This is a genomic window from Serratia sp. PL7, assembly GCF_945957435.1.
In genome coordinates this window covers 133,011-155,653 of sequence record NZ_CAMFLB010000018.1, presented here as the reverse complement: position 1 = coordinate 155,653, position 22,643 = coordinate 133,011, and the positions used below count along the sequence as shown (strand labels likewise).

Annotated in this window: 17 protein-coding genes; 2 read left to right on the top strand and 15 right to left on the bottom strand. The window is 55.0% G+C overall.

Annotated elements, in window-relative coordinates; genetic code table 11:
- Positions 1-202: 202 nt before the first annotated feature.
- The 8 genes from carB to ribF form a co-directional block, all read right to left on the bottom strand.
- Positions 203-3,424, bottom strand: coding sequence for a carbamoyl-phosphate synthase large subunit (gene carB, locus N6G83_RS39975; protein ID WP_024527203.1), 3,222 nt, complete (start codon positions 3,422-3,424; stop codon positions 203-205).
- 18 nt (positions 3,425-3,442) lie between these two features.
- Complete coding sequence (carA, locus tag N6G83_RS39970) at positions 3,443-4,591, bottom strand: glutamine-hydrolyzing carbamoyl-phosphate synthase small subunit (RefSeq protein WP_029710773.1); 1,149 nt, start codon at positions 4,589-4,591, stop codon at positions 3,443-3,445.
- Positions 4,592-5,061: 470 nt separating this feature from the next.
- Positions 5,062-5,883: a 4-hydroxy-tetrahydrodipicolinate reductase gene (gene dapB / locus N6G83_RS39965; protein WP_098928836.1), complete on the bottom strand. Its 822-nt coding sequence runs from the start codon at positions 5,881-5,883 to the stop codon at positions 5,062-5,064.
- A gap of 474 nt (positions 5,884-6,357) precedes the next feature.
- A complete protein-coding gene (gene ispH / locus N6G83_RS39960) occupies positions 6,358-7,311 on the bottom strand; it encodes a 4-hydroxy-3-methylbut-2-enyl diphosphate reductase (protein WP_199061222.1) in 954 nt (317 codons plus the stop codon).
- Positions 7,292-7,762 carry an FKBP-type peptidyl-prolyl cis-trans isomerase gene (gene fkpB, locus N6G83_RS39955; protein WP_024483572.1) on the bottom strand — a complete coding sequence of 157 codons (471 nt, stop codon included), beginning with the start codon at positions 7,760-7,762 and terminating at the stop codon, positions 7,292-7,294. Before fkpB ends, ispH begins: the two co-directional genes overlap by 20 nt.
- Before the next feature lies 1 nt (position 7,763).
- Complete coding sequence (lspA, locus tag N6G83_RS39950) at positions 7,764-8,270, bottom strand: signal peptidase II (protein ID WP_024527207.1); 507 nt, start codon at positions 8,268-8,270, stop codon at positions 7,764-7,766.
- Between the two features lie 13 nt (positions 8,271-8,283).
- Positions 8,284-11,100 carry an isoleucine--tRNA ligase gene (gene ileS / locus N6G83_RS39945; RefSeq protein ID WP_211136156.1) on the bottom strand — a complete coding sequence of 939 codons (2,817 nt, stop codon included), beginning with the start codon at positions 11,098-11,100 and terminating at the stop codon, positions 8,284-8,286.
- A gap of 30 nt (positions 11,101-11,130) precedes the next feature.
- A complete protein-coding gene (ribF, locus tag N6G83_RS39940; RefSeq protein ID WP_211136157.1) occupies positions 11,131-12,069 on the bottom strand; it encodes a bifunctional riboflavin kinase/FAD synthetase in 939 nt (312 codons plus the stop codon).
- Between the two features lie 435 nt (positions 12,070-12,504).
- On the opposite strand from ribF, the gene rpsT reads away from it, so the two are divergent.
- Positions 12,505-12,768 carry a 30S ribosomal protein S20 gene (gene rpsT / locus N6G83_RS39935; protein WP_024527210.1) on the top strand — a complete coding sequence of 88 codons (264 nt, stop codon included), beginning with the start codon at positions 12,505-12,507 and terminating at the stop codon, positions 12,766-12,768.
- A gap of 66 nt (positions 12,769-12,834) precedes the next feature.
- Here rpsT and nhaR read toward each other — a convergent pair whose 3' ends face one another.
- The 4 genes from nhaR to dnaK form a co-directional block, all read right to left on the bottom strand.
- Positions 12,835-13,731, bottom strand: coding sequence for a transcriptional activator NhaR (nhaR, locus tag N6G83_RS39930; RefSeq protein ID WP_024527211.1), 897 nt, complete (start codon positions 13,729-13,731; stop codon positions 12,835-12,837).
- A 178-nt stretch (positions 13,732-13,909) separates the two neighbouring features.
- Complete coding sequence (nhaA, locus tag N6G83_RS39925) at positions 13,910-15,076, bottom strand: Na+/H+ antiporter NhaA (RefSeq protein WP_024527212.1); 1,167 nt, start codon at positions 15,074-15,076, stop codon at positions 13,910-13,912.
- Positions 15,077-15,354: 278 nt separating this feature from the next.
- Positions 15,355-16,485 carry a molecular chaperone DnaJ gene (gene dnaJ, locus N6G83_RS39920; protein ID WP_024527213.1) on the bottom strand — a complete coding sequence of 377 codons (1,131 nt, stop codon included), beginning with the start codon at positions 16,483-16,485 and terminating at the stop codon, positions 15,355-15,357.
- A 105-nt stretch (positions 16,486-16,590) separates the two neighbouring features.
- Positions 16,591-18,507 (bottom strand): molecular chaperone DnaK, encoded by a 1,917-nt coding sequence (dnaK, locus tag N6G83_RS39915; RefSeq protein WP_024527214.1) that lies wholly within the window; start codon positions 18,505-18,507, stop codon positions 16,591-16,593.
- A gap of 323 nt (positions 18,508-18,830) precedes the next feature.
- Here dnaK and satP point away from each other — a divergent pair, with 323 nt between their 5' ends.
- Entirely contained in the window at positions 18,831-19,430 is a 600-nt protein-coding gene (satP, locus tag N6G83_RS39910; RefSeq protein ID WP_024527215.1) for an acetate uptake transporter, read from the top strand.
- A 71-nt stretch (positions 19,431-19,501) separates the two neighbouring features.
- Here the strand turns inward: satP and N6G83_RS39905 are convergent, their stop codons facing one another.
- The 3 genes from N6G83_RS39905 to tal form a co-directional block, all read right to left on the bottom strand.
- Positions 19,502-20,794, bottom strand: coding sequence for an MFS transporter (locus N6G83_RS39905; protein WP_029710774.1), 1,293 nt, complete (start codon positions 20,792-20,794; stop codon positions 19,502-19,504).
- A gap of 128 nt (positions 20,795-20,922) precedes the next feature.
- Complete coding sequence (gene mog / locus N6G83_RS39900) at positions 20,923-21,510, bottom strand: molybdopterin adenylyltransferase (protein ID WP_074028460.1); 588 nt, start codon at positions 21,508-21,510, stop codon at positions 20,923-20,925.
- 133 nt (positions 21,511-21,643) lie between these two features.
- Entirely contained in the window at positions 21,644-22,597 is a 954-nt protein-coding gene (gene tal, locus N6G83_RS39895) for a transaldolase (protein WP_074028459.1), read from the bottom strand.
- Between the last annotated feature and the right edge of the window lie 46 nt (positions 22,598-22,643).

Below are 22,643 nucleotides of genomic sequence, written 5' to 3'. Positions count from 1 at the left end.
GAACAGGCCCGTTTTACAACAGAAAATAACAGTAATCATCATTAAAAATAGATAAAGATAATGAGATATCAAATTTCTCATCACAAAAATATGACGTACGCCCACAAAATCAGCACAAGCCGTAAACCACCACCTTTGGGTTGCTGCGGCAATAAAAAAGGCGCTGCAAAAGCAGCGCCTCAGTGGTAGCCAAGTTATTAACTTACTTGGTGATACGTGCGTGCAGTTCCTGTACCGACGTGACCTGCTCGGTTGGATCGGCCTTCATCGCCATCGAGGTAGCAAAGCCGCCGTTCATCGTGGTGTCGTAGTGCACTTTATACTGCAGCGCACTGCGGCGGATCAGCTTGGAGTCTTCAATCGCCTGACGCCCCGCCGTGGTATTCACGATGTAGGTGTATTCGCCGTTCTTGATGCGGTCCTGAATGTGCGGACGCCCTTCATGCACCTTGTTGACCAGGCGTGGGTTAATCCCCGCTTCGCCCAGCACCACTGCGGTGCCGTGGGTAGCATCCAGTTCAAAGCCCTGCTTGAGCAGGCTGGCAGCCAAATCCACCACGCGAGCCTTGTCCCCACTGCGAACTGACAGCAGCGCACGGCCTTTCTTCATGCCGGAGTTACTGCCCAACATCGCCTTGGAGAAGGCTTCGGCGAAGGTACGGCCAACGCCCATCACTTCACCGGTCGAGCGCATTTCTGGCCCGAGGATCGGGTCAACGCCTGGGAACTTGTTGAACGGCAGCACCACTTCCTTGACCGAGTAGTACGGCGGGATGACCTCTTCAGTCACGCCCTGTTCGGCCAGTGATTTACCGGCCATCACGCGCGCCGCCACTTTTGCCAACGCTACGCCGGTAGCCTTGGAAACGAACGGCACGGTACGTGCGGCACGTGGGTTCACTTCGATCAGGTAGACTTCGTTGTTCTTCACCGCAAACTGCACGTTCATCAGACCACGAACCTGCAACTCAAACGCCAGTTTTTCTACCTGCTGGCGCATCACGTCCTGGATCTCTTTGCTCAGAGTGTAGGCTGGCAGTGAACAAGCGGAGTCGCCGGAGTGGACGCCAGCCTGTTCGATATGCTCCATGATGCCACCAATCAGCACGCGCTCGCCGTCACAGATAGCATCCACATCCACTTCTACCGCATCGTCCAGGAAGCGGTCCAGCAGCACTGGCGCGTCGTTGGATACGCTGACCGCGTTCTGGAAGTAACGACGCAGGTCGATGTCGTCGTAAACGATCTCCATCGCACGGCCACCCAGTACGTAGGATGGGCGCACCACCAGCGGATAACCGATGCCGGCCGCTTTCTCAACCGCCTGCTCGATGGTTGCCACAGTGGCGTTGGCTGGCTGCTTCAGGCCCAAGCGGTTAACCGCCTGCTGGAAGCGTTCACGGTCTTCGGCACGGTCAATCGCATCAGGGCTGGTGCCAATAATCGGCACGCCTGCCGCTTCCAACTCACGCGCCAGTTTCAACGGGGTTTGCCCGCCATACTGCACGATCACGCCTTTTGGCTTCTCGATACGGACGATTTCCAGCACGTCTTCCAGCGTCACTGGTTCGAAGTACAAGCGATCCGAGGTGTCGTAGTCGGTAGAGACGGTTTCCGGGTTACAGTTGACCATGATGGTCTCGTAGCCGTCTTCGCGCAGCGCCAGCGAGGCGTGTACGCAGCAATAGTCGAACTCGATGCCCTGGCCGATACGGTTCGGGCCACCGCCCAGGATCATGATTTTCGGACGATCGTTGGTCGGGTTGGATTCACACTCGTCTTCATAGGTGGAATACATGTAGGCGGTGTCGGTTGCAAACTCGGCCGCACAGGTGTCCACACGCTTGTAAACCGGGTGCATGTTGAAGCTGTGGCGCAGCTTGCGGATTTCGCTTTCAGCCACGCCAGCCAGCTTGGCCAGGCGCGCATCGGCAAAGCCTTTACGCTTGAGCGTGCGCAGGAAATCAGCGTTCAGACCGTTGATACCCGCTTCGGCAACCTGCTCTTCCAGACGCACCAGCTCTTCAATCTGCACCAGGAACCAGCGGTCGATGTTGGTCAGGTTGAACACACCATCAACGGACAGACCGGCACGGAAAGCATCGGCAATGTACCAGATACGATCGGAACCCGCATCCTTGAGCTCACGGCGGATCTTGGTCAAGGCTTCCGGATCGTCCAGGCTCACTTTCGGATCGAACCCGGTCGCGCCCACTTCCAGGCCGCGCAGCGCTTTCTGCAATGACTCTTGCTGAGTGCGGCCAATCGCCATCACTTCGCCGACCGACTTCATCTGGGTGGTCAGGCGATCGTTGGCACCGGCAAACTTCTCAAAGTTGAAGCGTGGGATTTTGGTGACGACGTAGTCGATGGAAGGCTCAAAGGAGGCTGGCGTACGGCCACCGGTGATGTCGTTCATCAGCTCATCAAGGGTGTAACCCACCGCCAGCTTGGCGGCGATCTTGGCAATCGGGAAGCCGGTCGCTTTCGAGGCCAGCGCCGATGAACGGGATACGCGTGGGTTCATTTCAATCACGATCAGGCGGCCGGTTTTCGGGTTCACCGAGAACTGCACGTTGGAGCCGCCGGTTTCCACCCCGATCTCACGCAGCACCGCCATCGAGGCGTTACGCATGATTTGGTATTCTTTGTCGGTCAGCGTTTGCGCTGGAGCCACCGTGATGGAGTCACCGGTATGGATACCCATCGCATCGATGTTTTCGATCGAGCAGACGATGATGCAGTTGTCATTCTTATCGCGCACCACCTCCATCTCGTACTCTTTCCAGCCGATCAGCGATTCGTCAATCAGCAGCTCTTTGGTCGGGGACAGATCCAGACCACGTTCGCAGATTTCTTCGAACTCTTCGCGGTTATAGGCGATGCCGCCACCGGTGCCGCCCATGGTGAATGACGGGCGGATAATGCATGGGAAGCCCACGTCGGCGGCCACCGCCAACGCTTCTTCCATATTATGGGCGATGCCGGAGCGCGCCGTGTCCAGGCCAATTTTCTTCATGGCGATATCGAAACGGCGGCGGTCTTCGGCTTTATCGATGGCATCGGCGGTAGCACCAATCATGGTGACGCCAAACTCGGCCAGTACACCCTGACGTTCCAACTCCAACGCACAGTTCAGCGCGGTTTGCCCACCCATGGTTGGCAGCACCGCATCCGGGCGCTCTTTCTCGATGATTTTACGCACCACTTCCCAGTGGATCGGCTCGATGTAGGTGGCATCGGCCATTTCCGGGTCGGTCATGATGGTGGCCGGGTTCGAGTTGACCAGTACGACGCGATAACCTTCTTCACGCAGCGCCTTACACGCCTGGGCACCAGAGTAGTCAAATTCACACGCCTGGCCGATAACGATCGGGCCAGCGCCGAGGATCAGGATGCTTTTTATATCTGTACGTTTTGGCATGGCTTTTCTGGCTCCTGATTATTTGGCGTTGGTACGGTAAGTCTCAATCAGTTCGATAAAGTGATCGAACAGCGGCGCGGCATCGTGCGGGCCTGGGCTGGCTTCTGGGTGGCCCTGGAAGCTGAACGCGGCTTTATCGGTACGATGGATGCCCTGCACCGTGTGGTCGAATAGGGATTTATGCGTGACCCGCAATGTGTTCGGCAGATTATTTTCATCGACGGCAAAGCCGTGGTTCTGCGCGGTGATCATCACGGTATTGTTATCCAGATCCTTCACCGGGTGGTTACCGCCGTGGTGGCCAAGCTTCATCTTCATGGTTTTGGCACCGCTGGCCAGCGCCAACAGTTGGTGGCCCAGGCAGATACCAAATACCGGGATATCGGTTTCCAGGAAACGTTTGATGGCGGTGATGGCGTAATCGCAAGGCTCCGGGTCACCAGGGCCGTTGGACAGAAAGATGCCGTCCGGATTCATTTTCAGTACGTCTTCCGCAGGGGTTTGCGCTGGCACCACAGTGAGGCGGCAGCCGCGATCCACCAGCATACGCAGGATATTACGCTTGGCGCCGTAATCGTAGGCCACTACATGGTAAGGCAGTTCGCCCGCAGGTTTAGCCTCCGGCAAATCGCCTTCCAGCGTCCAGCTCCCCTGTTGCCAGGCGTAAGCTTCTTTGGTGGTGACCTCTTTTGCCAGGTCCATGCCTTTCAGGCCAGGGAAAGCCTTGGCTTTTTGCAGCGCCAGATCGGCATCGGTGAGGTCGCCCGCGATGATGCAGCCGTTCTGTGCGCCTTTCTCACGCAGCAGACGAGTCAACTTGCGGGTATCGATATCGGCAATCGCCACAATATTGTGACGCTTGAGGTAATCGGCCAGGCCCATTTCGTTGCGGTAGTTGCTGGCAATCAGGGGCAGGTCGCGGATGACAAGGCCTTGAGCATGAACAGCGGAGGATTCTGCGTCGGAATCATTGGTGCCGACATTGCCGATATGAGGATAAGTAAGAGTAACGATCTGGCGGGAGTAGGAAGGATCAGTGAGGATTTCTTGATAACCGGTCATCGAGGTATTGAAGACCACTTCCCCCACTGCCGTACCTTCTGCCCCGATGGCCCGACCGTGGAATTGGGTTCCGTCTTCCAGAACCAATAGCGCTGACTTAATCAAAACACCCTCCGAGGAATAATCAATCACAATATTTGCATATTAATTCAGATTTCACGCCCTAAATCAATGCAAAAACCGCCCTCAAGGCCAATTTTTGGCAAATTGGGCGCATTTTAATGATGAGCGCCCCGCTTGTCTAGATAAAGCGCCATTTTTTTCATTATTTTTGCAGCCTTCAGGGTTTAAAGGGTGTCACAGGCACAAAAACACCAGCAAACTTGACCGGGTAAACGGTTGCGAGACACAGTGACAGAAAAAATGGCTTAAAACAGCTTAAATCTGCGTGGGGAGCAATAAAGATGACAGAAAAAACAGGAATAAGACTAGATAACATATAAAAAAAATAGCTACATCATTAAAAATGATCGTAACCATCATTTTCAATGTTAAAAAAAAGGACAATAAAATTATTGTCCGATTATCATATCATTATGATCAACACAACCACATCACGATGGTGTTCATTAAAATTATAACTGGTCTAAACCGAGCACATCACGCATATCAAACAGCCCATTATGCTGGTTTGATATCCATGACGCAGCACGCACCGCGCCATTGGCAAACGTCATCCGGCTTGAGGCTTTATGGGTGATTTCTACCCGCTCGCCAATATCGGCAAACATGGCGGTATGTTCACCCACAATATCCCCGGCACGAATGGTGGCAAAGCCGATGCTCTTTGGATCGCGCTCACCGGTATAGCCCACGCGTTCATAAACCGCGCACTCTTTCAGATCGCGTCCCAAGGCACCGGCAATCGCCTCGCCCATAGCTAACGCCGTTCCTGAAGGGGCATCGACCTTGTGGCGGTGGTGAGCTTCCACAATTTCGATATCGGTATAATCGCCCATTACCTTGGCCGCTTTTTCCAGCAGCTTGAGCACCACGTTGACGCCCACGCTAAAGTTGGCGGCAAACACGATGCCAATCTGCTGTGCCGCGGCCTGGATCGCCGCTTTACCTGCATCATCAAAACCGGTGGTGCCGATCACCATGGCTTTGCCGTGGGCCACGCAAAACGCCAGATGGGCCAGGGTGCCTTCCGGGCGGGTGAAGTCGATCAGGATATCGAAATCGTTGACAACCTTTTCCAGGTTATCGCTGACGGTGACACCCAATGCACCAACGCCAGCCAGCTCACCGGCATCTGTGCCAACCAGGCTAGAACCCGGGCGCTCCAGTGCCGCCCCCAATACCACGCCCTGTGCCTGCTGCACGGCCTGGATCAATTGGCGCCCCATGCGGCCACCGGAACCCGCAATCGCGATGCGGATTTGTGAATCAGTCATACTTCGCTCTCTTTTATGGTCAAAAGCCACTCCTCGGCTATGGGTTCAGGGTAACTTCCCTACCCTATCACTACCAGAGGATTTGCTTACGGATTAGAAAATTATGATATGCCCGGTATGTTATCAGTAACGCTGTCAATTGATTAACAATTACCCGATTAGCGTCAACCGTCTGGTGCTACATAATCATGCACTATTTATGCATTACGATGAATGGCGATAAAGTCGATTTTTGCTCATTCTGCTCGCTAAAGGACGAGCTTAATACTGCAACACATAAAGCCTAAGGCAGGTGGGAGACATACAGGTTAGCCGACCGTTTAGCGCATGGATGCGCGATTCTAGCCCCCAGAGACGGGTTTACGGCGTGTCGGCGTTCTGTATGGCTCCCACCTGTTACACGATTAATTACAGCGAGTTAAAACGCAAAACGGGAAGCCAAGGCTTCCCGTTACTTAATGATATTGGCAACGATCAGTCGATCTGCTTGATATCCATGCGCAGTTCTTTCGGCACTTCAAACACGATATTCTCTTCACGGCCGCTGAGCTCCTGCACGTCTTTGCCGCCCAATGCTTTCAAGCGGCTGATGACGTCCTGAACCAGCACGTCCGGCGCAGAGGCTCCGGCGGTGACGCCAATGTTGCTGGCGTCTTTCAACCAGGATTCCTGAATGTCCGCCGCCGAATCGATCAGATAGGCCGGTTTACCCACACGCTGGGCAAGTTCCGCCAGGCGGTTGGAGTTGGACGAGTTCTTCGACCCCACCACCAGCACCAGGTCGGCATCACCTGCCAAGCTGCGCACCGCTTCCTGACGGTTGGTGGTGGCATAGCAGATATCGTCCTTGCGCGGCCCGATAATATCCGGGAAGCGCTTACGCAACGCATCAATAACGTCGGAAGTATCATCCACCGATAAAGTGGTCTGGGTCATAAAGCACAGGTTATGCTCGTTCTTCACCTGCAATTGCCAGACATCTTCCGGCGACTCAACCAGGTACATGCCCCCCTCAGGGTTACTGTACTGGCCCATGGTGCCTTCCACTTCCGGATGCCCGGCATGGCCAATCAGGATCGCTTCGGTGCCCTTACGGCTGGCCCGAGCCACTTCCATATGCACCTTGGTCACCAATGGGCAGGTGGCATCAAACAGCATGGTCAGATCGCGGGCCTTAGCTTCGGCCCGAACAGCCTGCGACACGCCGTGGGCAGAGAAGATCAGGATTGAGCCGTCCGGCACTTCCGCGATCTCTTCGATAAATACCGCCCCGCGCTCGCGCAGGCTTTCGACCACATAGCGGTTATGCACCACTTCGTGACGTACGTAAATCGGCGCACCATAAATCTCCAGCGCACGTTCTACGATGCTGATCGCACGATCGACCCCGGCGCAGAAGCCACGCGGGTTAGCCAGCAATATTTGCATGCGCTTCCTCCTGCTGCGGGTCAATCTCCAGCACTTCGATATCGAAGGTCACCGGATGCCCCGCCAACGGATGGTTGAAATCAACGGTGATCGAATCTTCCGCCACTTCACGCACCACACCAGGCATTTCACTGCCGTCGATGGCGGTAAACAGCATGATGGTGCCAACATCTGGCACGCCGGTTTCGTTAAAATCGCGGCGTGAGAAGAACTGGATCAGATCCGGGTTCTCCGCACCGAACGCGGCTTCCGGTTGCAGGGTAAACGCACATTTGTCCCCTGCCCGCAGGCCGATCAGTTGCTGTTCCAGCGGAGCAGACAGGCTGCCATCGCCCAGGCGGAACAGCGCGGGTTTGCCGTTACCCTGGGTTGATTCCGCGGTCGTTCCATCTGCCAGTTTCAGCGTGAAATGCACCAGCACTGCGCTGTTGCCGTTAACCTGAGCCGTCATATCACTTACCTTCGCTGTTGACGCTTTTCTTCGCCGGCAAGAACCCTTCCAGCACGATCATGGCGGCACCGACGCAGATAAAGCTGTCCGCCAGATTGAAGGTCGGGTAATGCCAGTTGCCGATATAAAAGTCGATGAAATCGACCACAAAGCCATGCCACAGACGATCAAACAGGTTGCCGAGCGCACCGCCGATAATAAAGGCATAGGCGATATTGTTCAGCTTCTGCTGGGCACTGCTGCGATACATCATCACCAGCAGCACCACCACGATGGCGACCGCAATACCGGCAAAGAACCAGCGCTGCCAGCCACCGTGATCCGCCAGGAAACTGAACGCCGCACCGTAGTTACGGGCGTAGTACAGGTTGATTGACGGGAACAACGGCTGGGTCTGGCCCAGCACGAAGTTACTCAGGATCCACTGTTTGCTGAAAAAATCCAGCGCCAGCACCACCACTACCAGCCATAGCCAGCGCAAGCCGGTCGAACTTATCGGTCTACTCATCAGGCGCTTGATCTCAGGCAAAGTTACGTTTTTCGCCGTCACCGGCTACGTTGGTCACACAGCGGCCACAGAGTTCTGCATGCTCCGCCACCTGGCCGACATCGGTGGTATAATGCCAGCAGCGCGGGCACTTCTCACCATCCGCTTTGCTGAATGCAATTTTCAGCCCTTTCAACAGTTCGCTCTGCTGCGCATCGGCAGGAGCATCTGCAAACGGTGCTACGCTGGCCGATGAAGTCAGCAACACAAAGCGCAGTTCGTCCTGCAGGCTGTTCAGACGTGCTGCCAGATCGCTATCGGCGTACAGCGTAACCGCCGCCTCCAACGAACCGCCAATGTGCTTGTCAGCACGTGCCTGTTCCAGCACCTTGTTCACTTCACCACGCACTTTCAGCAGATCGGCCCAGAACGCATCGTTCATGCCTTCGCCTGCTGCCAACCCGAACAGACCGTCGTACCACTCTTCGGTAAACACGTACTGCGTGCGCTCACCCGGCAGGAAGGCCCAGATTTCATCGGCGGTAAACGACATGATCGGCGCCATCCAACGTACCAGCGCTTCCGCAATGTGGAACAAAGCGGTCTGGCAGCTGCGGCGGGCAACGCTGTCGCTTTTCGCGGTGTACTGACGGTCTTTAATGATGTCCAGATAGAAGGACCCCATTTCTACCGAGCAGAACTGCATCAGGCGCTGCACCACTTCGTGGAAATCGTAGTTGGCATAGGCCTGCTCGATATCCTGCTGCGCGGCCATTGCACGGCCTACGGCCCAGCGATCCAGTACCACCATCTCTTCCGGTGCCACGCAGTCAGTGCTTGGATCAAACCCGTTCAGGTTGGCCAGCAGGAAACGCGCGGTATTACGGATGCGGCGATAAGAATCGGCAGCACGCTTGAGGATTTCGTCGGAAACCGCAATCTCGCCGGTGTAATCGGTAGAGGCGACCCACAGACGCAGAATATCGCCACCCAGCTTGTTCATCACGTCCTGCGGGCTGACGGTGTTGCCGATTGATTTGGACATTTTGCGGCCCTGACCATCGACGGTAAAGCCGTGGGTCAGCACTTCTTTGTAAGGCGCTTTGCCCTTCATGGCGGTCGAAATCATCAGCGATGACATGAACCAGCCACGATGTTGGTCGGAACCTTCCAGATACATGTCGGCAGAGTGGCCGTTGAATTCTGGACGCACGTCAACCACGGAAGAATGGGTTGAACCTGAGTCGAACCAGACGTCCAGGGTATCTGGCACTTTCACATAATCGGCCGCTTCGGCACCGAGGATATCGGCAGCGTCCAGATCCCACCAGGCCTGGATCCCGTCTTGCTCAACACGCTTGGCCACTTCTTCCATCAGCTCTACGCTGCGTGGGTGAAGCTGCTCGGTGTCTTTGTGCACGAACAGGGACATTGGAACGCCCCAGGTACGCTGACGTGAGATACACCAGTCTGGACGGTTTGCGACCATGGTTTCGATACGCGCCTGGCCCCAATCCGGGATCCATTGCACGCCTTTGATCTCTTCCAGCGACTGCTTGCGCAGACCCTTTTGATCCATGCTGATAAACCATTGCGGCGTGGCGCGGAAGATGATCGGCGTTTTGTGGCGCCAGCAGCACGGGTAGCTGTGTTGCAGTTTTTCCACGTGCAGCAGAGCGCCCTTTTCACGCAGCAACTCAACGATCAGATCGTTGGCCTTGAACACGAACTTGCCGTCCAGCGTTGGATAGGTGCCGGTCAGGTAGCAGCCGTTCGGGCCAACCGGGTTAGCGACTTCCAGGCCGTATTTCTGGCCGATCACGAAGTCATCCGGGCCGTGGCCAGGAGCGGTATGTACGGCACCGGTACCGGCATCCAGCGTAACGTGATCGCCCAGGATCGCCGGCACGTCAAAGCCCATAAACGGGTGGGTGAAGCGCATCAGTTCCAGGTCGCTGCCCTTGCAGCTACCCAGCACTTCCCAATGGCTGATGCCTGCACGTTTCATCACGCTTTCTACCAGGTCCGCTGCCAGGATCAGGCATTGGCCTTCAACCTGTACCAGATGGTAGGTGAACTCTGCATTCAGCGAGATCGCACGGTTGGCAGGCAGCGTCCACGGTGTGGTCGTCCAGATCACCAGTGACACTGGGCCATTAACGCGGGTTACGCCAAATTTGCTGGCCACGGCCGCCGCATCAACCGCGTGGAACGCGACGTCGATGGATGGCGAGGTTTTGTCGTAATATTCAACTTCCGCTTCCGCCAGGGAAGAACCACAGTCCGTACACCAGTGCACCGGCTTGGCGCCTTTGAGCAGATGACCATTGCTGATGATCTTGCCCAACGCACGGATGATGTTGGCTTCGGTTTTAAAATTCATGGTCAGGTACGGATGATCCCAGTCACCCAGCACCCCCAGACGGATAAAGTCTTTCTTCTGGCCTTCTACCTGCTCGGCGGCATATTCACGACATTTCTGGCGGAACTCTGCCGGTGTCAGTTTCTCACCCGGTTTGCCATACAGTTGCTCAACCTTCAGTTCGATAGGCAGACCGTGACAGTCCCAGCCTGGAACATAAGGCGAATCAAAGCCAGCCATCCCTTTTGACTTGATAATAATGTCTTTGAGGATCTTGTTTACCGAGTGACCAATGTGAATGCTGCCATTCGCATACGGAGGGCCGTCATGCAGAATGAAGGATTTCTTGCCCTTTTTGGCGGCACGAATGATCCCGTACAGATCCTGTTCATACCAACGTGCGAGCATGCCAGGTTCACGCTTGGCGAGATCGCCACGCATCGGGAACCCTGTTTCCGGCAAGTTCAGGGTATTCTTGTAGTCACTCATTAGATTCTCGATCTCGTTTCGGTTCGTAGATTAAGCCGGTGTCTGTAGCCCGAAGAACGTCCGGGCCGTCACCACATCATTGGCGATTTGCTGCTTTAGCGCATCGAGCGAAGCAAAACGCTGTTCATCGCGCAATTTTGCGCGCAGCACCACATCCAGGTGGCGCCCGTAAAGATCCATGGTTACGTCCAGCAGATGCACTTCCAACTGCTGACGTACGCCTGCCACCGTAGGGCGGGTGCCGATATTGGCCACGCCAGGCAAAGGCTCGGGGCCCAGGCCATAAACATCGACGGCATACACCCCTTTCACCGGGGCAACCAGGCGTTTGAGCGGCAGGTTGGCGGTAGGGAAACCAATGGTTCGCCCCAGTTCATCGCCATGCACTACGCGCCCGGAAATACTGTAAGGATGCCCCAGCAGGGTTTCTGCCAGTGGCAAGTCATCATCACGCAGCGCATTGCGGATGGCGGTGCTGCTGATGCGCAGGTCGCCTTCACGGAAGCTTGGCGTGCTGACCACCTCAAAGCCGAACTCTTGCCCGGCAAGCTGTAGCAACGGGAAATCCCCCTGGCGACCAGCACCAAAGCGGAAATCATCCCCCACCATCAGGAATTTCACCCCCAGCTTCTCGACCAGCAGCTCGGCAACGAATGCCTGAGCGGTATGGGCGGCAAAGCGGGGATCAAACTTGACGCACAACAGGTAATCAACTCCGGCCTGCGCCAGGTATTTGGCTTTGTCACGCAAACGCGTGAGGCGGGCCGGAGCCTTATCCGCGGCAAACAGTTCCAGCGGCTGTGGCTCAAAGATCATGACGATTACCGGCAGCCCCAGGCGTAGCCCTTCCTGCTTCAACTGCCCCAACAGCGCCTTGTGACCGCGATGGACGCCGTCAAAGTTGCCGATGGTGAGCACACAGCCACGGTGGCGTGCCCGGATATTATGGATGCCGCGAATTAGCTGCATAGCTGGCCCAACACAGTGGAAATCGGCGGATTATACCTTGTACAGCGGTCAAGGTTAACCCGCGATTGGTTCCTTTGATGTAATAGTCATACCATACCGGAGGATAATCGCCTTAACCACCGTTTATCTGGCCCAATGCGTGCTATATTAGCGCGCTGATAGCGAGCGTGGCTTCTGGCCGACGCTTGAAAGACGGGGGATAACCCACCAGGACCAACAGCTTGCAGACTGTGATGCAAATCACATGGCGATTTTTCTCGTGAAACACTGTATTCCCATGGCTGAAGCTGGTAAAATCCTGCGCCATCACAACGTAGCAAGTGCCGCCCGTACAAACGGCGCTTATTTGCACAAATCCATTGACAAACGAAGGCTAAAAGGGCATATTCCTCGGCCTTTGAATTGTCCTCAATATATATATTTGGGAGTTGGACCTTGGCTAATATCAAATCAGCTAAGAAACGCGCCATACAGTCTGAGAAACGTCGCAAGCATAACGCTAGCCGTCGCTCAATGGTGCGTACCTTCATTAAGAAGGTTGACGCAGCTATCGCAGCTGGCGACAAAGACGCAGCACAAAAAGCATTCCTCGTAATGCAACCACTTGTGGATCGCCAGGCTGCTAAAGGCCTGATCCACAAAAACAAAGCAGCACGTCATAAGTCAAACCTGACGGCGCGTATCAACGCAATGCAATAAGCATTACGTTGTGTGCTTGTTAAAAAAACCGGCCTCGGCCGGTTTTTTTACGCCTGACGTTCAAGCCTACAGCGCGAACAGCGCCGAGAAATCCTTGTTGCACACCCGCTGTACCGCCGGATGCTGGATCATTCGCTCGGCAAAAATGATGTAATACTCTTCCTGCACGCTATCGACACGCCCTATCTCCACCACGTCATCATCGCTATAGGTATCCAGCGCATACAGCGTTGGCGCTACGAAGATCGCGTTGTGGTACAGGCCGAAAGCCTTCATCAGGGCCGCATCGTCAAACTCCCCCAGTATCTCAACCTTGATACCTTGCGTATTGAACCAGTTGAGCAACTTACGCCCCAGCATCGAACGCCTTCCCGGGATCAGCAAGCGGCGCTGTTCCAGACAGGCAGGGAACGGTAAATCGGGTATCGGCTGACGACAGAAGAAACTGACGCCACACTCGCCCAGCTTAAGCGAAAACAAACCTTCCTGCTGGCTAGAGTCAACCGGGCAATCCGACAGGATCATATCCAGCTTATGCTGGCTCAGTTGCTCCAACAGCATCTCATGGGTTGATTCAAAACAGCGCAGGTGGATTTGCTCGTTGTCCACCACCGCCGTTTCCAAGACCTGGCTGACCAGACGTTTGGATAGCGCATCCGCTACGCCCACGTCAAACAGCAGGTTAGACTCCTTGCGGTAGTTGACGATATCCAGCATTTCCTGGCTGAGCATAAACATCTTGTCGGCATAGCGGAACACCAGTTGGCCTAGCTCGGAGGGGACCAGCCCGCGCCCCTGGCGTTTGAACAGCTTACCGTTGAGCCGTTCTTCCAGTGCCTTGATTTGGCCGGTGATGGTCTGCGGCGTGAGGAACAGGGCTTCTGCCGCTCCCACGACCGACCCCTCCTTGCAGACCTGCCAGAAGTAATACAGGTGGTTAAAGTTGATATGAGACATTCTCAAAACGTTCTCTCCTTAGGTTTCTCATCGGCAAACGGTCTGCCGTGATGAGCGACAAACTCCCTATCGTTAATTTCGGACAACGCAAAGTTATCTTTAATCCCAATGCAGCGCGGCTGACGAAGCCACGCTGCAGCTACTATTGTAATAGCCCTTCAACAATTAGGGGTAAACACAAAGGTCATCGACTGCGAGGCAAACTCAAACGCAGCAGGCCGTAGCCCACTACCGCAGCGCTGGTCGATCCCAATAGTATGCCTAATTTGGCATAGGTACTGAGAGCCACATCCGCATCGGCGAAGGCCAATGAGGCAATAAAAATCGACATGGTGAAACCAATACCACAGAGCACGGCCACCGCAAACACTTGTTTAAAGCCGATATCCTGCGGCAAACGGGCAATCCCCAGCTTCACCGCCAGCCAGCAGAAGACGAAAATCCCCAACGGCTTGCCGATAAACAGCCCGGCAGCAATCCCCAGCGGCAGCAGTGAAGTCAACCCGCTCAAGGACACCCCTTGCAGCGATACCCCCGCGTTGGCAAAGGCGAACAGCGGCAGGATCAGGAAAGCGACCCAAGGGTGCAGCTCATGTTCCAAGGTTTCAGAAGGTGAAGGCTCACTCTTGGCATTCAGCGGGATCATAAAGCCGACAATCACCCCGGCCAGCGTAGCGTGAACGCCTGACTTGAGGATCGCTACCCACAGCACCAATCCGACCATCATATACAGCGAGGTCTTACCCACTCCCCGCCAGTTCATTAGCGCCAATACCACGATCGCCGCAGCCGCAACGCCCAGCGCCACCATCGAGACCTGATGGGTATAGAACAACGCGATAATGATAATGACCCCAAGGTCATCGATAATCGCCAAGGCCAGCAGGAATACCTTCAGGCTGGTCGGCACCCGGTTGCCCAGCAAGGCCATCACGCCCAAGGCAAAGGCAATATCCGTTGCCGCCGGGATCGCCCAGCCCTGGCGGGTCACTTCATCGGCACCGTTGAACAGCAGATAGATCAGCGCCGGAGCCAGCATGCCGCCTAACGCGGCAATCGCCGGGAAGATGGCCTTCTCACGCCCAGCCAGGGAACCTTGCAGCAGTTCACGTTTGACTTCAAGCCCCACCACCAGGAAGAAGATGGCCATTAAACCGTCGTTAATCCACAGCAGCAGCGGTTTGGCTATTTCCAACGAGGCGATGCTGACCGCCACGGGTAAATTGAGGAAGGCCTGATACAGCCCCTGTACGGGGGTATTGGCCATGATCAAAGCCACCACGGCAGCAGCGATAAGAATAATGCCGCCAGCGGCTTCTTGACGCAGAAATTGACGAATAATAGTAGTCACAGTACGTCGCTCCAAAATGCCCGTCGTGCTTCAAGCTGCAACTCGAAATCCATAGGGCATAGATAAAGAGGCAAAGCGCCCCGGTTTCCAGACAATGAAACGAGTATAGTCGAGTAATCACCTCGAAAAAATCAGTTTATAAATGCAAAATAACTCGATAAAACCGATCTATTTGAGCTGTATATCACACTTTTAATAAGGGTATTGATACAGCAAAGATAAAAAAACCCCGGTTTGCTTAAACCGGGGTTTGAGGAGTGATGCGCAGCGAAAGTTGATTAACGAGTCAGGTCGTCAAAAAACTTTTTCACGCCGTCGAAGAAGCTTTTCGAACGCGGGCTGTTTTTATCCCCAGAAGGGCCACCCAGACTCTCTTCCAACTCTTTGAGCAGCTGCTTCTGCTTCTCGTTCAGACTCACCGGCGTTTCTACCACCACGCGGCACAGCAGGTCACCCTGGCTGCCACCCCGGACCGATTTCACCCCTTTGCCACGCATGCGGAACAGTTTACCGGTCTGAGTTTCTGCCGGGACTTTCAGCTTGACGCGGCCATCCAGCGTTGGCACTTCAATCTCGCCACCCAAGGCAGCCATAGCAAAGTTGATCGGCACTTCACAATAGAGGTTATTGCCTTCACGCTCGAAGATCGGGTGAGCACTCACCTGAACCTGAACGTACAGATCCCCTGCTGGCGCACCGTGTTCACCAGCTTCACCTTCACCCGCCAGGCGGATGCGGTCGCCAGTATCTACGCCCGCCGGGATTTTCACCGACAGGGTTTTGGATTTCTCTACGCGACCGTGGCCGTGACATTTGTTGCACGGATCCTTGATGATCTGACCACGCCCGTGGCAGTGCGGACAAGCCTGCTGCACGGTGAAGAACCCTTGGCGCATCTGCACCTGGCCCTGACCATGACAGGTCGGACAGGTTGCCGGTGAACTGCCCGGCTTGGCACCGTTGCCATGGCAGACATCGCACTCTTCCAGCGTTGGAATACGGATCTCTTTGGTCACGCCACGCACGGCTTCTTCGAGCGTCAGATCCATGTTGTAACGCAAATCGGATCCACGGCTGGCACGTTGACGGCGTCCGCCGCCAAAGATATCGCCAAACACGTCGCCAAAGATATCGCTGAAGTCGGCACCGCCGCCACCAAAGCCACCACCACCGCCCATACCACCTTGCTCAAAGGCCGCATGGCCGTATTGATCGTAGGCAGCACGTTTTTGATCGTCGGTCAGGATCTCGTAGGCTTCCTTGACCTCTTTAAACTGGCTTTCGGCGTCTTTTTCCTGATTACGATCAGGGTGATACTTCATCGCCAGGCGCTTATACGCCTTTTTGATTTCGCGCTCGTCTGCCGTCTTGGCAACGCCGAGCACCTCGTAATAATCTCTCTTCGCCATTATTTCTCTTACCCTTAACATGCGTGCACGGGCGTAGAGTTGCCTCGACGCCCGTGCTGGTTTCCGGTTACGGCCTGTGGCCGCACCGTGCCCGCTTAAGGGCGATTATTTTTTGTCTTTCACTTCTTCAAACTCGGCGTCAACCACGTCGTCGTCTTTCTGCGCCGCGTTGTCTGCACCGGCATCAGCACCCTGAGCCTGCTGCGCTTGAGCCTGGGCCATTTCCATCAGCTTGCCGGAAACCTGCACCAGAGCCTGGGTTTTCGCTTCGATTTCGGCTTTATCTTCGCCTTTTACCGCCGCTTCCAGATCTTTCAGCGCGCTCTCGATAGCGGTTTTGTCTTCGGCTGGCAGTTTGTCGCCCGCTTCTTCCAACTGCTTACGAGTACCGTGGATCAGGTGATCCGCCTGGTTACGAGTTTGCACCAGTTCTTCGAACTTACGGTCAGCTTCAGCGTTCACTTCGGCATCGCGTACCATTTTCTGGATTTCTTCTTCGTTCAGACCAGAAGAAGCCTTGATGGTGATCTTCTGCTCACGGCCGGTGTTCTTGTCTTTCGCAGACACGTGCAGAATACCGTCGGCGTCGATATCGAAGGTGACTTCGATCTGCGCCATACCGCGTGGTGCCGGCTGAATGCCGTCCAGGTTGAACTGGCCCAGTGACTTGTTGTCATTGGCGCGTTTACGCTCACCCTGCAGCACATGGATGGTCACTGCTGCCTGATTGTCTTCGGCAGTAGAGAACACCTGGCTGTGCTTGGTCGGGATAGTGGTGTTTTTGGTGATCAGCGGCGTCATTACGCTGCCCATGGTTTCGATACCCAGTGACAGTGGGGTAACGTCCAGCAGCAATACGTCTTTCACATCACCGGCCAACACACCGCCCTGAACCGCAGCACCAACGGCAACCGCTTCGTCCGGGTTAACGTCTTTACGTGGTTCTTTACCGAAGAAGTCAGCAACTTTCTTCTGAACCATAGGCATACGGGTCTGGCCACCGACCAGGATCACGTCCTGAATGTCAGAAACCGACAGGCCTGCGTCTTTCAGTGCCACTTTCAGCGGCTCGATAGAGCGAGCAACCAGATCTTCTACCAGCGACTCGAGTTTTGCACGGGTCACTTTGATGTTCATGTGTTTTGGACCGCTGCCATCTGCAGTGATGTACGGCAGGTTGACGTCGGTCTGCTGAGCAGAAGACAGCTCGATCTTGGCTTTTTCAGCGGCTTCTTTCAGACGCTGCATCGCCAACGGATCGTTGCGCAGATCCATGCCCTGCTCTTTCTTGAACTCTTCCACCAGATAGTTGATCAGGCGGCTGTCGAAGTCTTCACCACCCAGGTGGGTATCACCGTTGGTTGCCAGAACTTCGAAGGTTTTTTCACCGTCAACGTCGTCGATCTCAATGATTGAGATATCGAAAGTACCGCCACCCAGGTCATAAACCGCGATGGTACGGTTGCCCACTTCTTTGTCCAGGCCATAAGCCAGGGCCGCAGCAGTCGGTTCGTTGATGATACGTTTCACTTCCAGACCTGCGATACGGCCAGCATCTTTGGTCGCCTGACGCTGAGCATCGTTGAAGTAGGCAGGAACGGTGATAACCGCTTCAGTTACCGGTTCACCCAGGTAATCTTCCGCCGTTTTCTTCATTTTCTTCAGGACTTCCGCAGAGATCTGCGGTGGTGCCATTCTCTGGCCCTTCACTTCCAGCCAGGCGTCACCGTTATCGGCAGCGACGATGCTGTAAGGCATAATAGCCTTGTCACGCTGTGCTTCTTCATCCTGGAAGCGACGGCCAATCAGGCGCTTGATCGCAAACAGGGTGTTTTGTGGGTTGGTAACAGCCTGACGCTTAGCAGGCTGGCCAACCAGAATTTCACCATCCTGGGTATATGCGATGATTGAAGGGGTGGTGCGATCGCCTTCGGCATTCTCCAGCACGCGCGCCTTGCCACCATCCATAATTGCTACACAAGAGTTGGTTGTACCCAGGTCGATACCAATAATTTTGCCCATCTAAACATCTCCACTAATAAATTCATAATCGGTCAGGTTGCTAACTATATGCGGGCGTTTTTTTGCTTTTCAACTGCCCGGCATCTCAGTGTTACCCGCGGTCAGCAACTGCGGTTGCCAATAAGATGGGGCCATCCACACCAGCATCAAGGGGCTGGGCAAAAAAAATTTCGTTTTTATCCGCAGCGAGATCATTGTTTCCTGACGTGGGGATCATTATGATGCCGCGCGCTCTGATGGAAGTTATGGGTTTTTCGGCCATTCAGACCAATTATTAAATTACCTATCCATTTTCGTTACAATTCTGTTATCGCAGAGGACATATGCACTCCAACAAGTTGGCAAATCCCGGCCCCCTGGGTCTGATGGGCTTCGGGATGACTACCGTCTTGCTGAACCTGCACAACGCGGGCTTTTTCCCACTGACTTCCGTCATCATCAGTATGGGGATTTTCTTCGGTGGCATGGCTCAGATTTTTGCCGGTATTCTTGAGTTCAAGAAAGGCAACACCTTCGGCTTGACCGCCTTCACCTCTTACGGCTGCTTCTGGCTGAGCCTGGTAGGCATCCTGCTGCTGCCACGCATGGGCCTGGCAGAACCGACCGACGCGAACGTCCTCGGCATCTACCTGGCACTGTGGGGCGTCTTCACCCTGTTCATGTTCTTCGGCACGCTGCGCACCAACCGCGGGTTGCAGTTCGTGTTTGCCAGCCTGACCGTGCTGTTCGCACTGCTGGCCGTCGGCAACATCACCGGTAACCACGCGATCCTGACGTTCGCCGGTTACGAAGGCATTATCTGTGGTGCCAGCGCGATCTATCTGGCAATGGCTGAGGTGATCAACGAACAGTTGGGTCGCACCGTACTGCCAATCGGCCCGGTGAAAGTTCAGCAGGCCACACCTGCTGCTGTTACTGCATAAATCCGTACTAACGTGATATGAAAAAACCCTGCGGTGTTCAATCGCAGGGTTTTTTATTGGGCTAAAATCGCTTAGCTCAAGAGCGGCTTTTCACTGTTCAGGTCGCGACGCAGGTAGATCCCCAGCAGCAGGCCGAGCGTCGACAATGCCAGCATATAGTAAGCGGGCGCTAACGGGGTTAACTTCATGATCAGCGTGACAAATACCGGGGTTAAACCACCAAAAATCGCGTATGCCACGTTGTAGGAGAACGAAATCCCGCTAAACCGCACTTCCGCCGGGAAAGCCCGCACCAGCACGTAAGGCACCGCGCCGACGATCCCCACGCTGAAGCCAACCAGCGCGTAGGTGGCAAACAGCATTTCCGGATGTGTTGCCACCGACTGATAGAACAACCAACTGCACCCCGCCAACAGCAAACTGCCGACGATAAAGGTTTTGCTGGCACCAAAGCGGTCCGCCGCAGAACCAGAGACGATACAGCCAGCAAACAGCATGATGATCGCGATGCTGTTGGCCTGCAGTGACAGCGCCGGGGCTATGCCAAACTGTTTTTGTAGGTAGGTGGGCGTCATCAGGATCACCACCACAATGCCTGCCGACAACAGCCAGGTCAGCAACATCGAGACCGCGATCTCTTTACGGTGATTCATCACCACCGATTTCAGCGGTAGCTCTTCTGCCAGCGCTTTGCGCGTCTGCATCTCGATAAAGATTGGCGTTTCCTGCAACCAGCGGCGCAGATACATGGCAAACAGGCCGAAGATGCCACCCAGGAAGAACGGGATACGCCAGCCTCCGTCATGAATAGCCTGTTGGCTGAGCGTGGTATTGATAATGGTGGCCACCAGCGAGCCGAGCAGGATACCGGCCGTCAGGCCAGCAGTGAGCGTGCCACAGGCGAAACCAATGCGTTTACGCGGCACATGCTCCGCCACAAACACCCAGGCACCAGGGACTTCACCACCGATCGCCGCGCCTTGCAGAACCCGCATCAACAGCAGCAGCAACGGTGCGGCGATGCCGATATTGGCATAGGTGGGCAGCATCCCCATCGCCAACGTCGGTAACGCCATCAGCAGAATGCTCAGGCTGAACATCTTTTTACGGCCCACCAGATCGCCGAAGTGCGCCATGATAATGCCGCCCAGTGGCCGAGCCAGATAGCCCGCCGCAAAGATACCGAAGGTCTGCACCTGGCGCAGCCACTCTGGCATATCCGCCGGGAAGAACAGATCGCCCATTACCGCAGCAAAGAAAACAAAAATGATGAAGTCATAAAACTCCAACGCACCGCCCAGAGCAGCCAACGTCAGAGTCTTATAATCTTGCCGGTTGAGCCGGCGATTATTATCGTGATGCATAAGATACCGTTAGAGGAAACAGGAAAGACACAGAAAGCATAACGGCTGACTGTAAAAAGTTTCTTACTATAACGGCAAAATACTTTCACACCAGATGCGCTGAAGGTTATCCCGCAGATTGCTGAAATTTAGAGATTTATCTCGCGCCGCGCATTCTTGGGACGAAATGCTGCTACCACAGCCTCGTGGGTCTCTACATAAGGGCCTTCGAGCAGTTGGATGCAATAAGGCACGCTGGCAAAAATACCGTGCACTACCACCTTGCCTGCCGCGTCCTTCACCCCTTCCAGCGTTTCTTTAATCGATTTGGGTTGCCCCGGCAGATTGATGATCAACGCCTGTTTACGGATCGCGCCAACCTGGCGTGAAAGAATTGCCGTTGGCACATAGTGTAGGCTGATTTGGCGCATTTGCTCGCCAAAACCCGGCATTACCCGATCGGCAATCGCCAGCGTAGCATCGGGAGTGACGTCACGCCGGGACGGCCCGGTGCCGCCGGTAGTCAACACCAGATGGCAGCCCATTTCATCAACCAGCTCACACAACGTATGCTCAATCAGCGTCTGCTCGTCAGGGATCAGTCGGGTTTCCAGGGTGAACGGCGTTGCCAAAGCGCTGCCCAGCCACTCTTCCAGCGCCGGGATCCCTTTATCCTGATAAACGCCCCCTGAAGCGCGGTCCGAAATAGAAACCAAACCAATGCGTAATGTATCCATGTTTTACCTCTGTCTTATGCCCCGATTACCGAAGGGAGATGAATGACGGGAGTATAGGGGGTTTGCCCGATGAGGTGGATATTCAGGTATAAAAAAAGGTGGCCGAGGCCACCTTCTGCACGACTTTTCGTAATTACAGCAAGTCGGCGATCATTTTTTCGAGCTTGCCCTGGTCTACGGCAAACTTGCGGATACCGTCGGTCAGTTTCTCAACCGCCATTGGATCCTGGTTGTGCTGCCAGTAGAACTCAGGCTCGGTCAGCGGTGCCGGACGCGCTTTCACTTCGCCGGTATAAGACAGTTTACGCTCCAGTGTACCTTCGCTCTCCGCCAGCTCTTTCAGCAGTGCAGGGGCGATGGTCAGACGATCGCAGCCCGCCAGTTCGATGATTTCACCGACGTTACGGAAGCTGGCACCCATCACCACGGTTTCATAGCCGTGCTGCTTGTAATACTGATAAATTTCAGACACTGAAACCACGCCCGGATCTTCGTGCGGGGCAAACTCTTTCTTGTCGCCATTGGCTTTGTACCAGTCAAGGATACGGCCAACGAACGGCGAGATCAGGTACACGCCAGCTTCGGCGCAGGCACGTGCCTGAGCGAAGGAGAACAGCAGCGTCAGGTTACAGTTGATGCCTTCTTTTTCCAGGCGCTCGGCCGCCCGGATGCCCTGCCAGGTGGAGGCCAGTTTGATCAGGATGCGATCGTTGCTGATGCCCGCTTCGTTATACAGTTTGATCAGGCGCTTGGCTTTGGCAACGCTGGCTTCGGTATCATAAGACAGACGCGCGTCTACTTCGGTGGAAATGCGGCCCGGGACCAGTTTCAGGATCTCCAGACCAATGTTGACGGCCAGCTTGTCTGCGGCATCGGCAACCTGCTGATCGCGATCGTTGCTCTGCTCGCGCGCCCAGGCAATGGCTTCATCAATCAGTTTGCGGTATTCAGGAATTTGCGCTGCATTGAGGATCAGCGAAGGGTTGGTGGTGGCATCTTGCGGTTGATATAGCTTCATTGCAGCGATATCACCCGTATCCGCAACTACCGTAGTCAGCTGGCGTAGGGACGTTAATTTATCGGTCATGTTGGCATTATCTCATCGTTTGTGCATGAACTTTTGGCATCGTTCA